This window comes from Conexibacter sp. JCM 18997 (genome assembly GCF_055391915.1).
The window spans coordinates 2,723,302-2,735,975 of sequence record NZ_AP043885.1; the positions used below are offsets into that span (position 1 = coordinate 2,723,302).

Sequence of the window (12,674 nt, forward strand, 5' to 3'; positions counted from 1 at the left end):
GGGTGCTGCACAGCCTGCGCGTCCGGCTGGTCGCGGGCGTCCTGCTCGTCCTGGCCGTGGTCCTTGCCGTGGCCGGCCTCGTCGTGGCCCGCTACGTCGACAGCACCGAGCGCGACGCGCTCGACGACCGGCTGGTGCGCACCGCCGAGCTGTCGCGGGTGACGGCGGTCAACGCCGTCGTCCAGGAGCTGCCGCGGGCCGACAAGCGCCTGGACGCGGTGCTGGCCGCCGGTGACCTGGCGCTGCGGCTGAAGCTCGGCCAGGTGGCGCTCCTGGACGCCGGCGACCCGCTGCCCACGCCACCGCGGCAGGCGCCGACGGGCCTGTCGACGTTCACCCACGACGGCCAGCCCTACCGGGTCTACGTCGAGACGTTGCGCGGCGCGGGACTCGGCCGTCTGGCCCGTCTGGAGGTGACCGCCAGCCTGCAGGCCACCGAGCATCGCCAGCACGCGCTCGTGCGCCGCCTGGTGCTGCTCGGCCTGCTCGCGCTGCTCGTCGCGGGAGTCGGCGTGGCGCTGGCCGGCGAGCTGGTGCTGCGCCCGCTGCGCCGGCTGCGCGCGGTGACCGCGTCGGTGGCCGGCGACGAGGACCTCGACCGCCGCGTGCCCGACGACAGCGGGCCGACCGAGCTGCGCGCGCTGGCCGCGTCGTTCAACGCGATGCTCGCCCGCCTGGGCCTGAGCGCCGCGGCGCGCGAACGGGCGCTCACCGCGACGCGGCGCTTCGCCGCCGACGCGGGCCACGAGCTGCGCACCCCGTTGACCACGGTGCAGGCGGCGATCTCGGCGCTGCGCCGCCATCCGGAGATGACGCCCCAGCAGCGCGAGGCGCTGCTGGCCGACGCCGACGCCGAGCAGCGGCGCCTGGTCGAGCTGATCGACGGGCTGCAGGCGCTGGCCCGCGGCGACGCCGCACCCAGCGAGCGCGGGCCCGTGGACCTGGCGCTGCTGGCCGCCGCCGCGGTCGACGAGGCCCGCCGCCGCCATCCGGACGTGGCCATCGCGCTGGACGCGCCCGAGGAGCCCGTGCTGGTCACCGGCTGGGAGGCGGGGCTGCGCTCGGCCGTCGACAACCTCGTCGAGAACGCGGCCCGCCACGGCGGTGGGCGGGTCAGCGTGACCGTCGCGCCCGGCCTGGCGCGGGTCGACGACGACGGGCCGGGCATCGCCCCCGCCGAACGCGAGCGGATCCTGGCGCCCTTCGCGCGGGCCACGTCGGCCGACGTGCCCGGCTCGGGCCTGGGCCTCGCGCTGGTCGACCAGCAGGCGCGCCTGCACGACGCGCAGCTGGTCCTGACCGACGCGCCGGGCGGCGGCGCGCGGGTCGAGCTGCGGTTCTGAGGGCGCCTACATCGCCTGCTCGGTCGGGCGGATGAGGATCTCGTTGACCGCGACGCGGCGCGGGCGCGTGACGATGAACTCGATCGTCTCGGCGATGTCCTCGGACTCCATCCGCTCCATGTCGGCGAACCGCTGCTGCAGGCTCTCCTGGACCTCGGGGCGGTTGTGGCTGGCCAGCTCGGTCGCCACCGCGCCCGGCTCGACCAGCGACACGCGCACGTGGCGCTGCGTGACCTCCTGGCGCAGCGCCTCGCTGAACGCGCCGACGCCGTGCTTGGTCAGGTTGTAGACGCCGGACCCGGAGCGCGCCACGCGGCCGGCCACCGAGCTGATGTTCACCAGGTCGGCGACCTGCCGCGGGCCGGACTCGGCGGCGCTGAGCAGATGCGGGAGCGCAGCGTGCGCGACGTACAGCAGGCCCTGCAGGTTCAGCGCGATCATCTTGTCCCACTCGGTGGTGGGCGCGTCGACGATCGGGCCGAGGAGCATCACGCCGGCGTTGTTGACCACCGTGTCCAGGCGACCGAGCTCGCGCACGGTCTCGGCCACCAGGCCGATCGCCTGCTCCTGGTCGGTCACGTCGCTCTCGACCACGAGCACGCGCCCGCCGGCGTCGCGGATCTCCGCGGCCAGCGCGTCGAGGCGGTCCTTGCGCCGCGCGGCGATCGCCACCGCCGCGCCCTGGGCCGCCAGCGTGCGCGCCGTCGCCTCGCCGATGCCGCTGCTCGCGCCGGTGACCAGCGCGACCGTCCCGTCCAGTCGATCAGCCATGGATCGACTGTACGAAATCAGGCCAGCGACGCGGTGACGATCGGCGTCGTGGTCGGCGACTTGACGTCGGGATCGGTCTCGCGGCTGATCGCCACGGCCGTCGCGTCGTCGAGGTCGCCGCGCAGGTTGACCGACGCGGTCCCGTCCGGGTCCGGCGTGAACGAGCGATCGCCCACGGGCTTGCCGTCGCGCATCAGCCACACCTTGTAGACCTGACCGTCGGGCAGGCGCGGCACGGCGGTGAGCTGAAGCTCGCCGCTGCCGCTCTTCTCGACGACGTTGCCGGCGACCGACGCCCACTGCTGCACGCCGGTGACCGGGTGGTCGACCGAGCTCGGGCCGCCGGAGGCCAGGATCCCGATCGCGACGCCGACGGCCAGGGCCGCGGTCACCGTGGTCGCCGTCAGCCAGGGCCGCGCGAACACGCGGCTGAGGATGCTGCGGCGCTCACGCTTCTCGACGGCCGCCTGCGGCGGGCGATCGGCCTCGGGTCCGGCGGCAGCCAGCAGCTGCGCCTCGCGCTCGACGATCGCCATCACGTTCAGCTTCAGGCTCGGGGGCGGCGTGGCCGGGGGCACGGCCAGGCCGAGCTGGTCGGCGACCGGCTGCAGGCGCGCGACCTCGGCCTGCACCTCGCGGTCGGTGGCCAGCAGGGCCTCGAAGGTGGCGGCCTCATCGTCGGGCAGGGCGCCAAGCACCCATGCCGCAGCGTTGTCGAGCATGTCGTCGTGGTCGAAGTGCTCGCTCATGAGCCCATTCCTTCATCAGACAGGGCACCGCGCATCTTGGTCAGCCCCAGGCGCATCCGGCCTTTTACGGTTCCGAGCGGCTCGTCGATCATCTCGGCGATCTCCACGTGGGTGAAGCCGCCGTAGTACGCGAGCTCGATCACTCGGCCTTGGTCGCGTGGCAGCTCCCGCAGCGCGCTGCGGATCTCGTCGGCCTCTTCCCGGCGGGCGACTTCCACATCGGTCCGCTCGGTGGCCTCGAAGCGCTCCTCGATGCCCTCGTCGCTGGCCCGCCGGCGGTCATGGACCGCGTTGCGGCGCAGCGCGTCGATCGCCCGGTTGTGGACGATCCCGAGGATCCAGGTGCGCACGCTGCCGCGGGCACGGTCGTAGCGGGAGTTGGAGCGCCAGAGCGATACCAGGGACTCCTGCACGACGTCCTCGGCAGTCGCCCGCGTCCCGGTCATCCGGTAGGCGAGGCCGAACGCCGCTGACTGGTGGCGTTCGACGATCAGCTCGAAGGCGCGCGCTTCGCCCTTGCGGACGAGGTGCATCAGATCCTCGTCTGCCAGTCGGCGAAGTTCGTCGGGGGAGATGCTGCTCACGTCCTCTCTAACGCGGCAGGTTCAAGACTGGATCAACGCCAAACGCGCCGAGCTTCGCGCATGGCGTCGCTCACGGTGCGCTCGGCCAGGTCGACGAGGTTCGTCGAGGCCTTCCGGCGCTGCTTGGAACGCTGCTTGGTGCGCAGCACGACGAGGCCGACGCCGGCGGCGGTCCCGGCCACCACGGCGACGGCGGGCCGCACCCAGTTGCGCGGGTCGCGCATCGCGCCCAGCTCCCAGGACTCCAGCTCGTCGGCGGCCAGGTCGGCGATCGACGTGAGCGTCGTCTCCAGGCGAACCGACAGCTCGGCCGGCGGGTCGACGGGCGTCAGCGCCGCGCGCAGCAGCGCCTCGAAGTCGGTGGTGGCTGCCTCGCTCACTTATCGCCTCCCTTCCCGGTCGTGTCCACGATGCCTTCCAGCTGCTTGATCGCTCGATGGATCAACACCTTGGTGGCCCCGTCGGTGCGGCCCATGGCCCGCGCGATCTCGCGATTGTCCATCCCCAGCGCGAAGCGCATGATCAGCGCCTCGCGGCGGTCGTCCGGAAGCTGCTGCACGCCGGCCAGGATCCGCTTCAGCTCGTCGCGTCCCTCGACCAGGTCCTCGGTCGTGTGCGTGGCCGGCAGGATCGTCGTGTCGTCGATGTGCGTCTGCGGCTTGCGCGAGCGGTCGCGGTACAGGTTGGCGGCCAGGTTGTGCGCGATGCGGATCAGCCACGGGCGCAGCGGCCGGCCGTCGGATTCCGACAGCGCGCGCTCGAAGTGCCGGTAGGCCTGCAGGAACGTCTGCTCCGTGAGGTCCTCGGCGTCGTGATGGTCCCCGACCCGGTAGTACGCATACGAGTAGACGTCGCGCAGATGGGCTCGGTACAGCTCGGAGAACTGCGCGTCGAGTGCGGCCTTGGCTTCTCTGTGCGGGTCGGCCACGCACCGAGCCTACCTCGCAGTCACCGCGCGCGACCGGGCTGCTCGGGCCTCGTCGAGGGAGGCGACGGCGGCGTGTCTGGTCGCGCGGCTGGCCCGGGCGCCCAGGAGCTCGTCGAGCTGACGGGCGAAGGCCCGGTCGTCGCTGTTGACCGCGTCGCCGTCGAGCGTGGCCACCGCGCGCGCCTGCGTGTCGCGGACGAGCTGCAGCGTCGCGGCAGGCGGCGGGCCGTCGGTCGGCGCGAGCAGCACGCCGGCCCGATGCGGGATCTGATCGGCCAGGCGGTCGATCGCGGCGGGCAGCTCGCGCACAGGCGTGGAGAGGACGACGAGGTCCGTCGTCGGGTCCAGCGCGTCGATCTCGACGCCGCCGCCGCCGGTGATGCTCGCGGTCGTCGCGGGGTCGCCGACGACGGTCGCGCGACGGATCGGGGCCAGGCCGCCGAGCCACTCCCACTGGAGCGCGACGCACGGCCAGATGCGGTCGGTGACCGCCTTGGCCAGCTCGGGCGAGGGGTTGTGGACGGTCGGGAAGCGCAGCGGCGAGCCGACGCGGATGCGGACCTTGTGCGGGCGGATGCGCCAGCCCTTGCGGATGTGGTCGGTGCCCAGCACGGCGACGGGCAGCACCGGCGCGCCGGTCTCCAGGGCGAGGCGGCCGACGCCGCGCTTGGGCGTGCCCAGCGTGCCGGGGCGCGTGCGCGTGCCCTCGGGGAAGATGACGACGACGTCGCCGCGCTCGAGGATCTCCTTGGCCGCCGCCATCGCGTCGCCGTCGGCGTTGCCGCGGTCGATCGGGAACGCGCCGAGCGAGTTGAGGAACCAGGCGGTCAGCGGCTTGCGGAAGAGCTCCTTCTTGGCCACGAAGTAGACCGGCCGCCGGATGATCGTCCCGATCACGAACGGATCGAGGAACGAGCGGTGGTTGGCGGCGATGATCATCGGCCCGTCCTGGAGGACGTGCTCGCGGCCGATGCGGCTCATGCGGAAGTACAGGTGGAAGAACGGCTGGAAGACGGCGCGCACGATCCAATACAGCAGGGGGTTGACCCCCTTGTGGCGGGCTCGGTCCAGATATGCGGCGCGGTCCATGCTCAGTCGTACCCGTCTGCTGCGCCCGCGTTACAGTGAACGGCGGGATGGCGATCGACACAGGACAGACCCTCCGTGGCGCCCTCGCCGGCGCCGTAGCCGCGGGGGTCTGGGCCGCCCAGCAGCCCCTGGACAAGCGCGTCTTCGGCGTGCCCTACGACGACACCGAGCTGCTCGGGCGCCTGGTCACCCGCCGCCCCGTGCCCGCCCGCGTGGTCGGCACCGTGATGCATCTGGCCAACGGCGCGCTGTTCGGGGCCGTGTACGCGAACGTCGCGCCGCGCCTGCCGCTGCCCTCGTGGGCCCGCGGCCCGGTGGCCGGCCTGGCCGAGAACTTCGGCGCCTGGCCGCTGGCCGCGCTCAGCGACCGCTTCCACCCCGCGCGCGACGACCTCCCCACGCTGGCCGGCAACCGCGCCGCGCTGGCCCAGGCGACCTGGCGCCACCTGCTCTTCGGCGTCGTCCTGGGCGAGCTCGAGCGCCGCCTCAGCGACCCGGCCGACGACGAGGTCCCGGCCTACGAGCACGTGATCAGCTCCAACGGTCACGGCTCGATCGAGAACGCCGTCTCCGCCTCCTAGATGATTGATTCCGCGGCGGGCGTGCCCGGATGTGCGTGTCCCGTGGATGCCGGGCGCCGCCCACCGGACCCGGGAACTACTGGACGTAGGGAAGGGTCCGGTGGGTGGCGATCCGGCGCCGCGGGGCGCGTGCAGCCGGGTACGCGGGTCGTGGAACCAGTCATCTGAGCGTCTTACACTCGGCCCACCGGCCGGGATAGCTCAGTTGGTAGAGCAGCTCTCTTGTAAAGAGCAGGCCAGGGGTTCGAGTCCCCTTCCCGGCTCTCGCGCCGGTGCGCGCCATCCACCGCGGGAAGCGAGACGGCCGCGTTGGTCCGGGCGGCGTGTGCGGCGTGTGCGCACCCGGATTGCGTAGCCTCACGCCCCGTATGCGACGCGTGATCCTCCTGCTTGTGGCCGCGACGGCGCTCGGCTTGGCCGGGTGCGGTGGTGACGACAGCGACTCCACCACCTCGACCGCGGCTTCGACGCCGGCGGCGACCACCACCGAAGCCGCTGCCCCGGCCGAGACGACGGCGACCACGGAGGACCCGACGCTGGCGCAGAAGCCCGACGTCGAGGTCCCCACCGGCCCCGCGCCCAAGCTGCTGCAGATCGACGACCTCGTCGAGGGCAGCGGTCAGGCCGCGAAGGCGGGCGACAACGTGACGGTCGACTACGTCGGCGTGCTCTACAAGAACGGCAAGCAGTTCGACGCCTCCTGGGATCGCGGGCAGCCGTTCCAGTTCCAGCTCGGCACCGGCGGCGTCATCCAGGGCTGGGATCAGGGCCTGGTCGGCATGAAGGTCGGCGGCCGGCGGATGCTGACGATCCCGGCCAACCTGGCCTACGGCACCGACGGCGCGCCGCCGGACATCCCGCCGAACGCGCCGCTGGTGTTCGTCGTGGACCTCAAGGCGATCAACTGAGCCGCAGCGACGCGGTCGAAGCGGTCGTCGCGGACGCGCTGGAGATCTGCGCGACCGCGGCGCCGACCTTCGCCGAGGCGCAGCGGGCCGCGCTCGTGGCCGACAAGCTGCGCGCGGCGGGCGCTGAGCCGACCGTCGACGCGACGGGCAACGTGCTCGTGCGCTTCGGCCCGGCCACCGGCCCGGCGGCGGTCATCGCCGCGCATCTCGACACGGTCTTCACCGCCGACATCGACGTCCGCCCCAGGCGCGACGGCGACGTCCTGCGCGGTCCCGGCATCGGCGACGACTCGCTCGCCGTGGCCGCCCTCGTGCACGCCGCGCGCCACCTGGCCGCGGCGCCCCCGCCGGCCCACCCGATCGTCCTGGCCGCGACCGTCGGCGAGGAGGGCCTGGGCGACCTGCGCGGCGCGCGCGCCGTGCTCGACGCCGTCGCCTGCGACGCGTTCGTCGCGCTGGAGGGCCACGGGATCGAGTCGATCCAGACCGCCGGGATCGCCTCCGCGCGCCTGCTCGCCGTGGCCTGCGGACCGGGCGGGCACTCGTGGGGCGACCGCGGCCGCGCGTCGGCCATCCACGCGCTCGTCGCCGGCCTCGACGCCGCGCTGGACGCCGCCGGGGACGGGCACATCAACATCGGCATGATCCGCGGGGGCACGTCGATCAACACGATCGCCTCCGGCGCGGAGGCCGAGATCGATCTGCGCGACGGCGACGACGGCGTGCTCAACCGGCGCGTCGACGCGGTCGTGCGCGCGCTGCGCACACACGATCTCGAAGTCCGTCACGTCGGCCGCCGCCCCGGCGGCCACACGCCCCCGGAGCACCCGTTGATCCTCGCCGCGCGGGCCGCCCGCCGGTCCGCGGGCCTGCCCGCCGCCGAGGAGAACGCCTCCTCGACCGACGCCAACGCCGCCCTCGGGCTGGGCCTCCCGGCGATCTGCGTGTCGCTGACCAGCGGGGCGGGCGCGCACACCCTCGACGAGTACGTGCAGCTCGGTCCCCTCCCCGCCGGACTGGCCTCTCTGGAGGCGCTCGTCGACCGGCTCGCGGCCGGTTTGTCCGTTCACTGACTTCAATTCCGCTCCGCAACGCGCTTTGCGGGGTTGGGGTGGTGCCGGGACGTGGGTTACCCTCGCCGCCCGCGCGTTTCTTCCCACGGTCCATGGAGGTCGTCCTCTTGCGCAAGCTTCGCTCCCGCCTGACGTACGCGAATGTCGCGTCGTCCCTGGCGCTGTTCCTCGCCGTCTCCGGTGGCACGGCCATCGCCGCCGCCACCATCGGCACCAGCCAGATCAAGAACGGCGCGGTGACCAACTCCAAGCTGGCCAACAACGCGGTCACCGGCGCGAAGGTCAGGTCGGGCTCGCTGCAGGCCTCCGACTTCGCCTCCGGCGCGCTGCCCGCGGGCCCCGCCGGCCCCGCTGGCCCGGCCGGCCCCGCCGGTCCGGCCGGCCCGTCCGGCGCCGCGATCAGCGGCGTCGTCAGCCCGCAGGGCACCCTCGTGTACGGCACGGGCGTCTCGGCCGTCTCGGTGGCCGGCTCCGGCGTCTACACCGTGTCGTTCAACGCGAACGTCAGCCAGTGCCCCGCGACCGCCACGATCGGCGGCTACCAGCTCGGCGGCGTGACCGCCGACGGCACCAACGGCGGCACGGTCAGCCTGCAGCCCGGCGGCAACAACAACTCGACCGCGGCCGGACAGATCACGTTCGTGACCCGCGGCCTCAACGGCGTCAACACGCCGCTGCCGTTCCACTTCGCGGTGTTCTGCTAGCCCCGAAGTCCGCTTTCCCACGCCCGGGGCTGTTGCTGGCCCCGGGCGACGGGTAGCTTCGTCTCCATGACTGAGAGACGAGACGACCTCGCCGACGAGGAGGCCCGCCTGGCCGCCGACGAGGCGGCCCACATCGGCGGCACCCCGACGTACGAGTCGCCGCTGGAGGAGCAGGACGAGGCCTACCGCGCCGTCGAGGAGGGCGGTGGTGGCGAGTCCGAGGGCTTCGAGCTCGCCGAGGAGGAGCTGATCGAGAACGCCGACCTCGGCCCCGGTCGTCCCGGCGGCGAGATCCGCCTGGACCGGGCCGAGACCGACCTCGACGACGACGATCCCGACCGGGGCGGAACGTACGGCGAGGCCGACAGCGAGGATCCGGAGGACCTCTGAGTCCCGATCCGCTCGAGGACTACCGCGCCAAGCGCGATCCGAGCTCGACGCCCGAGCCGGCCGGATCGCGCCCCGGCGCGGCGGCGTCGACCGAGCACCGCTTCGTCGTCCAGGAGCACCACGCGACCCGCCTGCACTGGGACCTGCGCCTGGAGCGCGACGGCACGCTGGCCTCGTGGGCGGTGCCCAACGGCATTCCCGACGACCCCAAGCGCAACCGCAAGGCGATCCGCACCGAGGATCACCCGCTGGAGTACCTCGACTTCCACGGGGTGATCCCCAAGGGCAACTACGGCGCCGGATCGATGACGATCTGGGACAGCGGCACCTACGAGGCCGAGAAGTGGCGCGACGGCGAGGTGATCGCCACCTTCCACGGCGAGCGCCTCAACGGCCGCTACGCGCTGATCCGCACCGACGGCAAGGACTGGCTCATGCACCGCATGGACCCGCCCGTGGACGCCGAGGCGGAGCCGATGCCCGAGGCGCTGCTGCCGATGCTGGCCAAGTCCGGCGGCCTGCCGCCGAAGAACGCCCAGGACCGCTGGGCCTTCGAGATCAAGTGGGACGGCGTGCGCGCGCTGATCCACTCCGAGCCCGGCCACATCCGCCTGGTCAGCCGCAACGGCCGCGACATCACCGCGTCCTATCCCGAGGTGCGCGGGCTGAACCGGGCGCTCAGCCACCATCGGGCGATCCTCGACGCCGAGATCGTCGCCTTCGACGAGACCGGCCGCCCCAGCTTCGGCCGCCTCCAGCAGCGCATGCACCTGACCAACGAGTCGCAGGTCCGTCGCCGGGCCAAGGAGGTGCCGGTCGTCGCCGCGCTGTTCGACCTGCTGTGGCTCGACGGCCACTCCCTCTGCGACCTGCCCTACGACGAACGCCGCGCGCGGCTGGAGGCGCTGGAGCTCAGCGGCGCGGCCTGGCAGACGCCGACGGCCCACCACGGCGACGGCGCCGGCCTGCTGGCCGCGACCGCGCAGCAGGGTCTGGAGGGCCTGATCGCCAAGCGCCGCGACGCGCCCTACGAGGCGGGCCGGCGCACCGGCGCCTGGCTGAAGGTCAAGAACGTCAACCGCCAGGAGGTCGTCGTCGCCGGCTGGCTGCCCGGCGAGGGCCGGCGCACCGACCGCATCGGCGCGCTCGTCGTCGGCGTCATGGAGGACGGGTTCCTGCGCTACGCCGGGCGGGTGGGCAGCGGCTTCAGCGACCGCGTGCTGGTCGACCTGCGGGCGCGCCTGGAGCCGCTGCACACCGACCAGAACCCGTTCGGCACGCGGATGCCGTCCCCACCCACCCTGCCGCGCAACGTCCAGTGGGTGCACCCGCAGCTGCTGGCCGAGGTCGAGTTCGGCGAGTGGACGGCCGACGGCCTGCTGCGCCACCCGCGCTTCAAGGGCCTGCGCGAGGACAAGCCGCCGCTGGAGGTGGTGCGCGAGCTGGACGGCGACGCGCGCGAGCTGGACATCGACGAGCGCACGATCCGCGTGAGCAACTGGTCGAAGGTCCTGTGGCCCCAGACCGGGTTCACCAAGGGCGACCTGGTCGACTACTACGTGCGCATCGCGCCGGTGCTGGTGCCCCACCTCGACCAGCGCCCGCTGACGCTGAAGCGCTACCCCAACGGCGTCGACGAGAAGTACTTCTACGAGAAGCAGTCGCCCAGCCACCGGCCCGACTGGGTGGCCACGGTGCCCGTCCCGACCGGCAGCAAGACGATCCACTACACGCTGGCCAACGACACCGCGACGCTGGCCTGGCTGGCCAACCTGGCCGACATCGAGCTGCACACCTCGCTGGCCCTGGCCGCCGACGTCGCGCGCCCGACGATGCTCGTGTTCGACCTCGACCCCGGCGAGGGCGCGGACATCGTGCAGTGCTGCGAGGTCGGCCTGGTGCTGCGCGGGCTGTTCGAGGGCCTGGGCCTGGTCAGCGTGGTCAAGACGAGCGGCTCCAAGGGCATGCAGGTCTACGTGCCGCTCAACCATCCCGACGTGACCTACGCGCAGACCAAGCCGTTCGCCAAGGCGGTGGCCGAGCTGCTGGAGCAGCGCATGCCCGACCTCGTCGTCTCGCGTCAGACGAAGGCCCTGCGGGGCGGCAAGGTGCTGGTGGACTGGTCCCAGAACGACGAGCACAAGACGACGGTCAACGTCTACTCGGTGCGCGCGAAGGACCGCCCGACCGTCTCGACGCCGGTCACCTGGGACGAGGTGGCCGCCTGCCGCGCGGCGGGCGACGCGCAGCTGCTGGTGTTCGACACGGCGGACGTGCTCGAGCGCGTCGCCGAGCAGGGCGATCTGTTCGCGCCGGCGCTCAGCGCCGTGCAGCGGCTGCCGTCGCTATGACCGGGCGGCCAGCCACTGGTCACCGCGACGGCCGAGGCGCAGCGCGTGCTCGCCCGTGTCGTCGGTGATCTGCAGGTGGACCTCGTCGTCGTCGGTCCCCGGTCGGTCGACGACCTGGACGACGTGGACGGCGGAGATCTGCGCGCCGGGATAGGTGCTCAGGTGCGCGGCGCGGGCGGCGGTGTCGATCGTGTCGCGATCCCAGCCGCGATCCTGGGCCCGGGCCAGGGCGAGCTGCTCGTTGGCCTGCGCCACGTCGGCCAGCAGGTGGCCCTCCGTGGCCTGGGACCGCCGCTGAGCCGCGACGATGCCGCCGATGAGGAAGATCACGAGCAGCGCCGCGACGACGATGATGACGATGAGCAGCCAGGTTGCCATGGGCGCCAGCCTACTGAGGGCCCCCTAAGCGTCGATCCGACTCAGGCGGGCACGGCGCGCGAGCGCAGGTGCGCGCCGACCTTGCGCTTCACGCGCTGGAGCGCGTTGTCGACCGTCTTGGTGTCGCAGCCGATGCGCTCGCCGATGACCTCGTAGGAGTAGCCGTCGAGATACAACGCCAGCACCCGCGACTCCAGACCAGAAAGCGCGCTGGTCATGCAGGCGACCAGCGACCGCAGCTCCTCGGAGGAGATGACCTGGTTGACCGGGTCGTGGATGGGCGAACCGGGAATCACCTCGTCGAGGGTCGGCTCGCCGCCGTCGGAGGACGAGGCGGGCGAGGCCGAGAACGACACGTAGCCGTTCAGCGGCGTGTGCTTGTTGCGCGTGGCCGTCTTGACCGCGGTGATGATCTGGCGCGTGATGCAGAGCTCGGCGAAGTTGCGGAAGCTCGACTCGCGGTCGGTGCGGTAGTCGCGCACGGCCTTGTAGAGCCCGACCAGCCCCTCCTGGATCAGGTCGTCGGAATCACCGCCGGCCAGGAAGTAGGACGAGGCCTTCAGGCGGACGAAGCCGTAGTAGCGACGGACGATGCGGTCATAGGCATCGGCGTTGCCTTGCTTGGCCAGAGCGATGAGAAACCCATCCTCGACCTGAAGTTGACCTTGAGACTGTGTGGACAGACGCGCCATGGAAGCAGTTCCCCCTGGCCGCGCAGCAACGCGGCCGAAGATAAGAGCTCCTGACGCGCCCTCCCAGGGCGCCAGCGAACGATATGTTGACTCCCTCAACCTCTACCTGAAGGTCGAGTCGAGGGAAAGCTAG

General features: G+C 72.7%; 15 protein-coding genes and 1 tRNA gene. 8 read left to right on the forward strand and 8 right to left on the reverse strand.

Going from position 1 to position 12,674, the window contains the following annotated elements; all coding sequences use genetic code 11:
- Window positions 1–2: 2 nt before the first annotated feature.
- Window positions 3–1,343, forward strand: a complete 1,341-nt coding sequence (locus ACZ5UI_RS13850) for a sensor histidine kinase (protein WP_464187713.1) — start codon at window positions 3–5, stop codon at window positions 1,341–1,343.
- 6 nt (window positions 1,344–1,349) lie between these two features.
- Here ACZ5UI_RS13850 and ACZ5UI_RS13855 read toward each other — a convergent pair whose 3' ends face one another.
- Genes ACZ5UI_RS13855 through ACZ5UI_RS13880 form a run of 6 tightly spaced genes read right to left on the reverse strand, consistent with a single transcriptional unit; the run spans window position 1,350 to window position 5,464 of the window.
- Complete coding sequence (locus ACZ5UI_RS13855) at window positions 1,350–2,114, reverse strand: SDR family NAD(P)-dependent oxidoreductase (protein WP_464187715.1); 765 nt, start codon at window positions 2,112–2,114, stop codon at window positions 1,350–1,352.
- Window positions 2,115–2,131: 17 nt separating this feature from the next.
- Window positions 2,132–2,863, reverse strand: a complete 732-nt coding sequence (locus ACZ5UI_RS13860) for an anti-sigma factor domain-containing protein (RefSeq protein WP_464187717.1) — start codon at window positions 2,861–2,863, stop codon at window positions 2,132–2,134.
- Window positions 2,860–3,447 carry an RNA polymerase sigma factor gene (locus tag ACZ5UI_RS13865; protein WP_464187719.1) on the reverse strand — a complete coding sequence of 196 codons (588 nt, stop codon included), beginning with the start codon at window positions 3,445–3,447 and terminating at the stop codon, window positions 2,860–2,862. The genes ACZ5UI_RS13860 and ACZ5UI_RS13865 overlap by 4 nt, the downstream gene beginning before the upstream one ends.
- Window positions 3,448–3,479: 32 nt before the next feature.
- Complete coding sequence (locus ACZ5UI_RS13870) at window positions 3,480–3,827, reverse strand: hypothetical protein (RefSeq protein WP_464187721.1); 348 nt, start codon at window positions 3,825–3,827, stop codon at window positions 3,480–3,482.
- Window positions 3,824–4,375, reverse strand: a complete 552-nt coding sequence (locus tag ACZ5UI_RS13875) for an RNA polymerase sigma factor (protein WP_464187723.1) — start codon at window positions 4,373–4,375, stop codon at window positions 3,824–3,826. Before ACZ5UI_RS13875 ends, ACZ5UI_RS13870 begins: the two co-directional genes overlap by 4 nt.
- A 9-nt stretch (window positions 4,376–4,384) precedes the next feature.
- Window positions 4,385–5,464, reverse strand: coding sequence for a lysophospholipid acyltransferase family protein (locus ACZ5UI_RS13880; RefSeq protein ID WP_464187725.1), 1,080 nt, complete (start codon window positions 5,462–5,464; stop codon window positions 4,385–4,387).
- A 47-nt stretch (window positions 5,465–5,511) separates the two neighbouring features.
- Here ACZ5UI_RS13880 and ACZ5UI_RS13885 point away from each other — a divergent pair, with 47 nt between their 5' ends.
- The 7 genes from ACZ5UI_RS13885 to ligD all read left to right on the forward strand — a co-directional run bounded on the left by ACZ5UI_RS13885 (window position 5,512) and on the right by ligD (window position 11,471).
- Complete coding sequence (locus tag ACZ5UI_RS13885; protein WP_464187727.1) at window positions 5,512–6,045, forward strand: hypothetical protein; 534 nt, start codon at window positions 5,512–5,514, stop codon at window positions 6,043–6,045.
- 190 nt (window positions 6,046–6,235) lie between these two features.
- Window positions 6,236–6,308, forward strand: a tRNA-Thr gene (locus ACZ5UI_RS13890).
- A gap of 273 nt (window positions 6,309–6,581) precedes the next feature.
- The gene (locus ACZ5UI_RS13895; RefSeq protein ID WP_464197822.1) at window positions 6,582–6,953 is read left to right on the forward strand and encodes an FKBP-type peptidyl-prolyl cis-trans isomerase; all 372 of its coding nucleotides are present in this window, start codon (window positions 6,582–6,584) and stop codon (window positions 6,951–6,953) included.
- Between the two features lie 95 nt (window positions 6,954–7,048).
- Window positions 7,049–8,026 (forward strand): M20/M25/M40 family metallo-hydrolase, encoded by a 978-nt coding sequence (locus ACZ5UI_RS13900; RefSeq protein ID WP_464187729.1) that lies wholly within the window; start codon window positions 7,049–7,051, stop codon window positions 8,024–8,026.
- Between the two features lie 107 nt (window positions 8,027–8,133).
- Window positions 8,134–8,730 carry a hypothetical protein gene (locus ACZ5UI_RS13905; protein ID WP_464187731.1) on the forward strand — a complete coding sequence of 199 codons (597 nt, stop codon included), beginning with the start codon at window positions 8,134–8,136 and terminating at the stop codon, window positions 8,728–8,730.
- Between the two features lie 66 nt (window positions 8,731–8,796).
- Window positions 8,797–9,120: a hypothetical protein gene (locus tag ACZ5UI_RS13910; protein WP_464187733.1), complete on the forward strand. Its 324-nt coding sequence runs from the start codon at window positions 8,797–8,799 to the stop codon at window positions 9,118–9,120.
- Window positions 9,117–11,471 carry a DNA ligase D gene (gene ligD, locus ACZ5UI_RS13915; protein ID WP_464197824.1) on the forward strand — a complete coding sequence of 785 codons (2,355 nt, stop codon included), beginning with the start codon at window positions 9,117–9,119 and terminating at the stop codon, window positions 11,469–11,471. The genes ACZ5UI_RS13910 and ligD overlap by 4 nt, the downstream gene beginning before the upstream one ends.
- Here ligD and ACZ5UI_RS13920 read toward each other — a convergent pair.
- A complete protein-coding gene (locus ACZ5UI_RS13920) occupies window positions 11,466–11,849 on the reverse strand; it encodes a hypothetical protein (RefSeq protein ID WP_464187735.1) in 384 nt (127 codons plus the stop codon). The genes ligD and ACZ5UI_RS13920 overlap by 6 nt on opposite strands.
- 41 nt (window positions 11,850–11,890) lie before the next feature.
- Window positions 11,891–12,541, reverse strand: a complete 651-nt coding sequence (gene sigH, locus ACZ5UI_RS13925; protein ID WP_464187737.1) for an RNA polymerase sporulation sigma factor SigH — start codon at window positions 12,539–12,541, stop codon at window positions 11,891–11,893.
- Window positions 12,542–12,674 lie beyond the last annotated feature (133 nt).

Coding starts and splice junctions, on each gene's coding strand:
- ACZ5UI_RS13880 (WP_464187725.1), bottom strand. CDS start 5,464: ATGGACCGCGCCGCATATCTGGACCGAGCCCGCCACAAGGGGGTCAAC.
- ACZ5UI_RS13910 (WP_464187733.1), top strand. CDS start 8,797: ATGACTGAGAGACGAGACGACCTCGCCGACGAGGAGGCCCGCCTGGCC.
- ACZ5UI_RS13860 (WP_464187717.1), bottom strand. CDS start 2,863: ATGAGCGAGCACTTCGACCACGACGACATGCTCGACAACGCTGCGGCA.
- ACZ5UI_RS13855 (WP_464187715.1), bottom strand. CDS start 2,114: ATGGCTGATCGACTGGACGGGACGGTCGCGCTGGTCACCGGCGCGAGC.
- ACZ5UI_RS13920 (WP_464187735.1), bottom strand. CDS start 11,849: ATGGCAACCTGGCTGCTCATCGTCATCATCGTCGTCGCGGCGCTGCTC.
- sigH (WP_464187737.1), bottom strand. CDS start 12,541: ATGGCGCGTCTGTCCACACAGTCTCAAGGTCAACTTCAGGTCGAGGAT.
- ACZ5UI_RS13885 (WP_464187727.1), top strand. CDS start 5,512: ATGGCGATCGACACAGGACAGACCCTCCGTGGCGCCCTCGCCGGCGCC.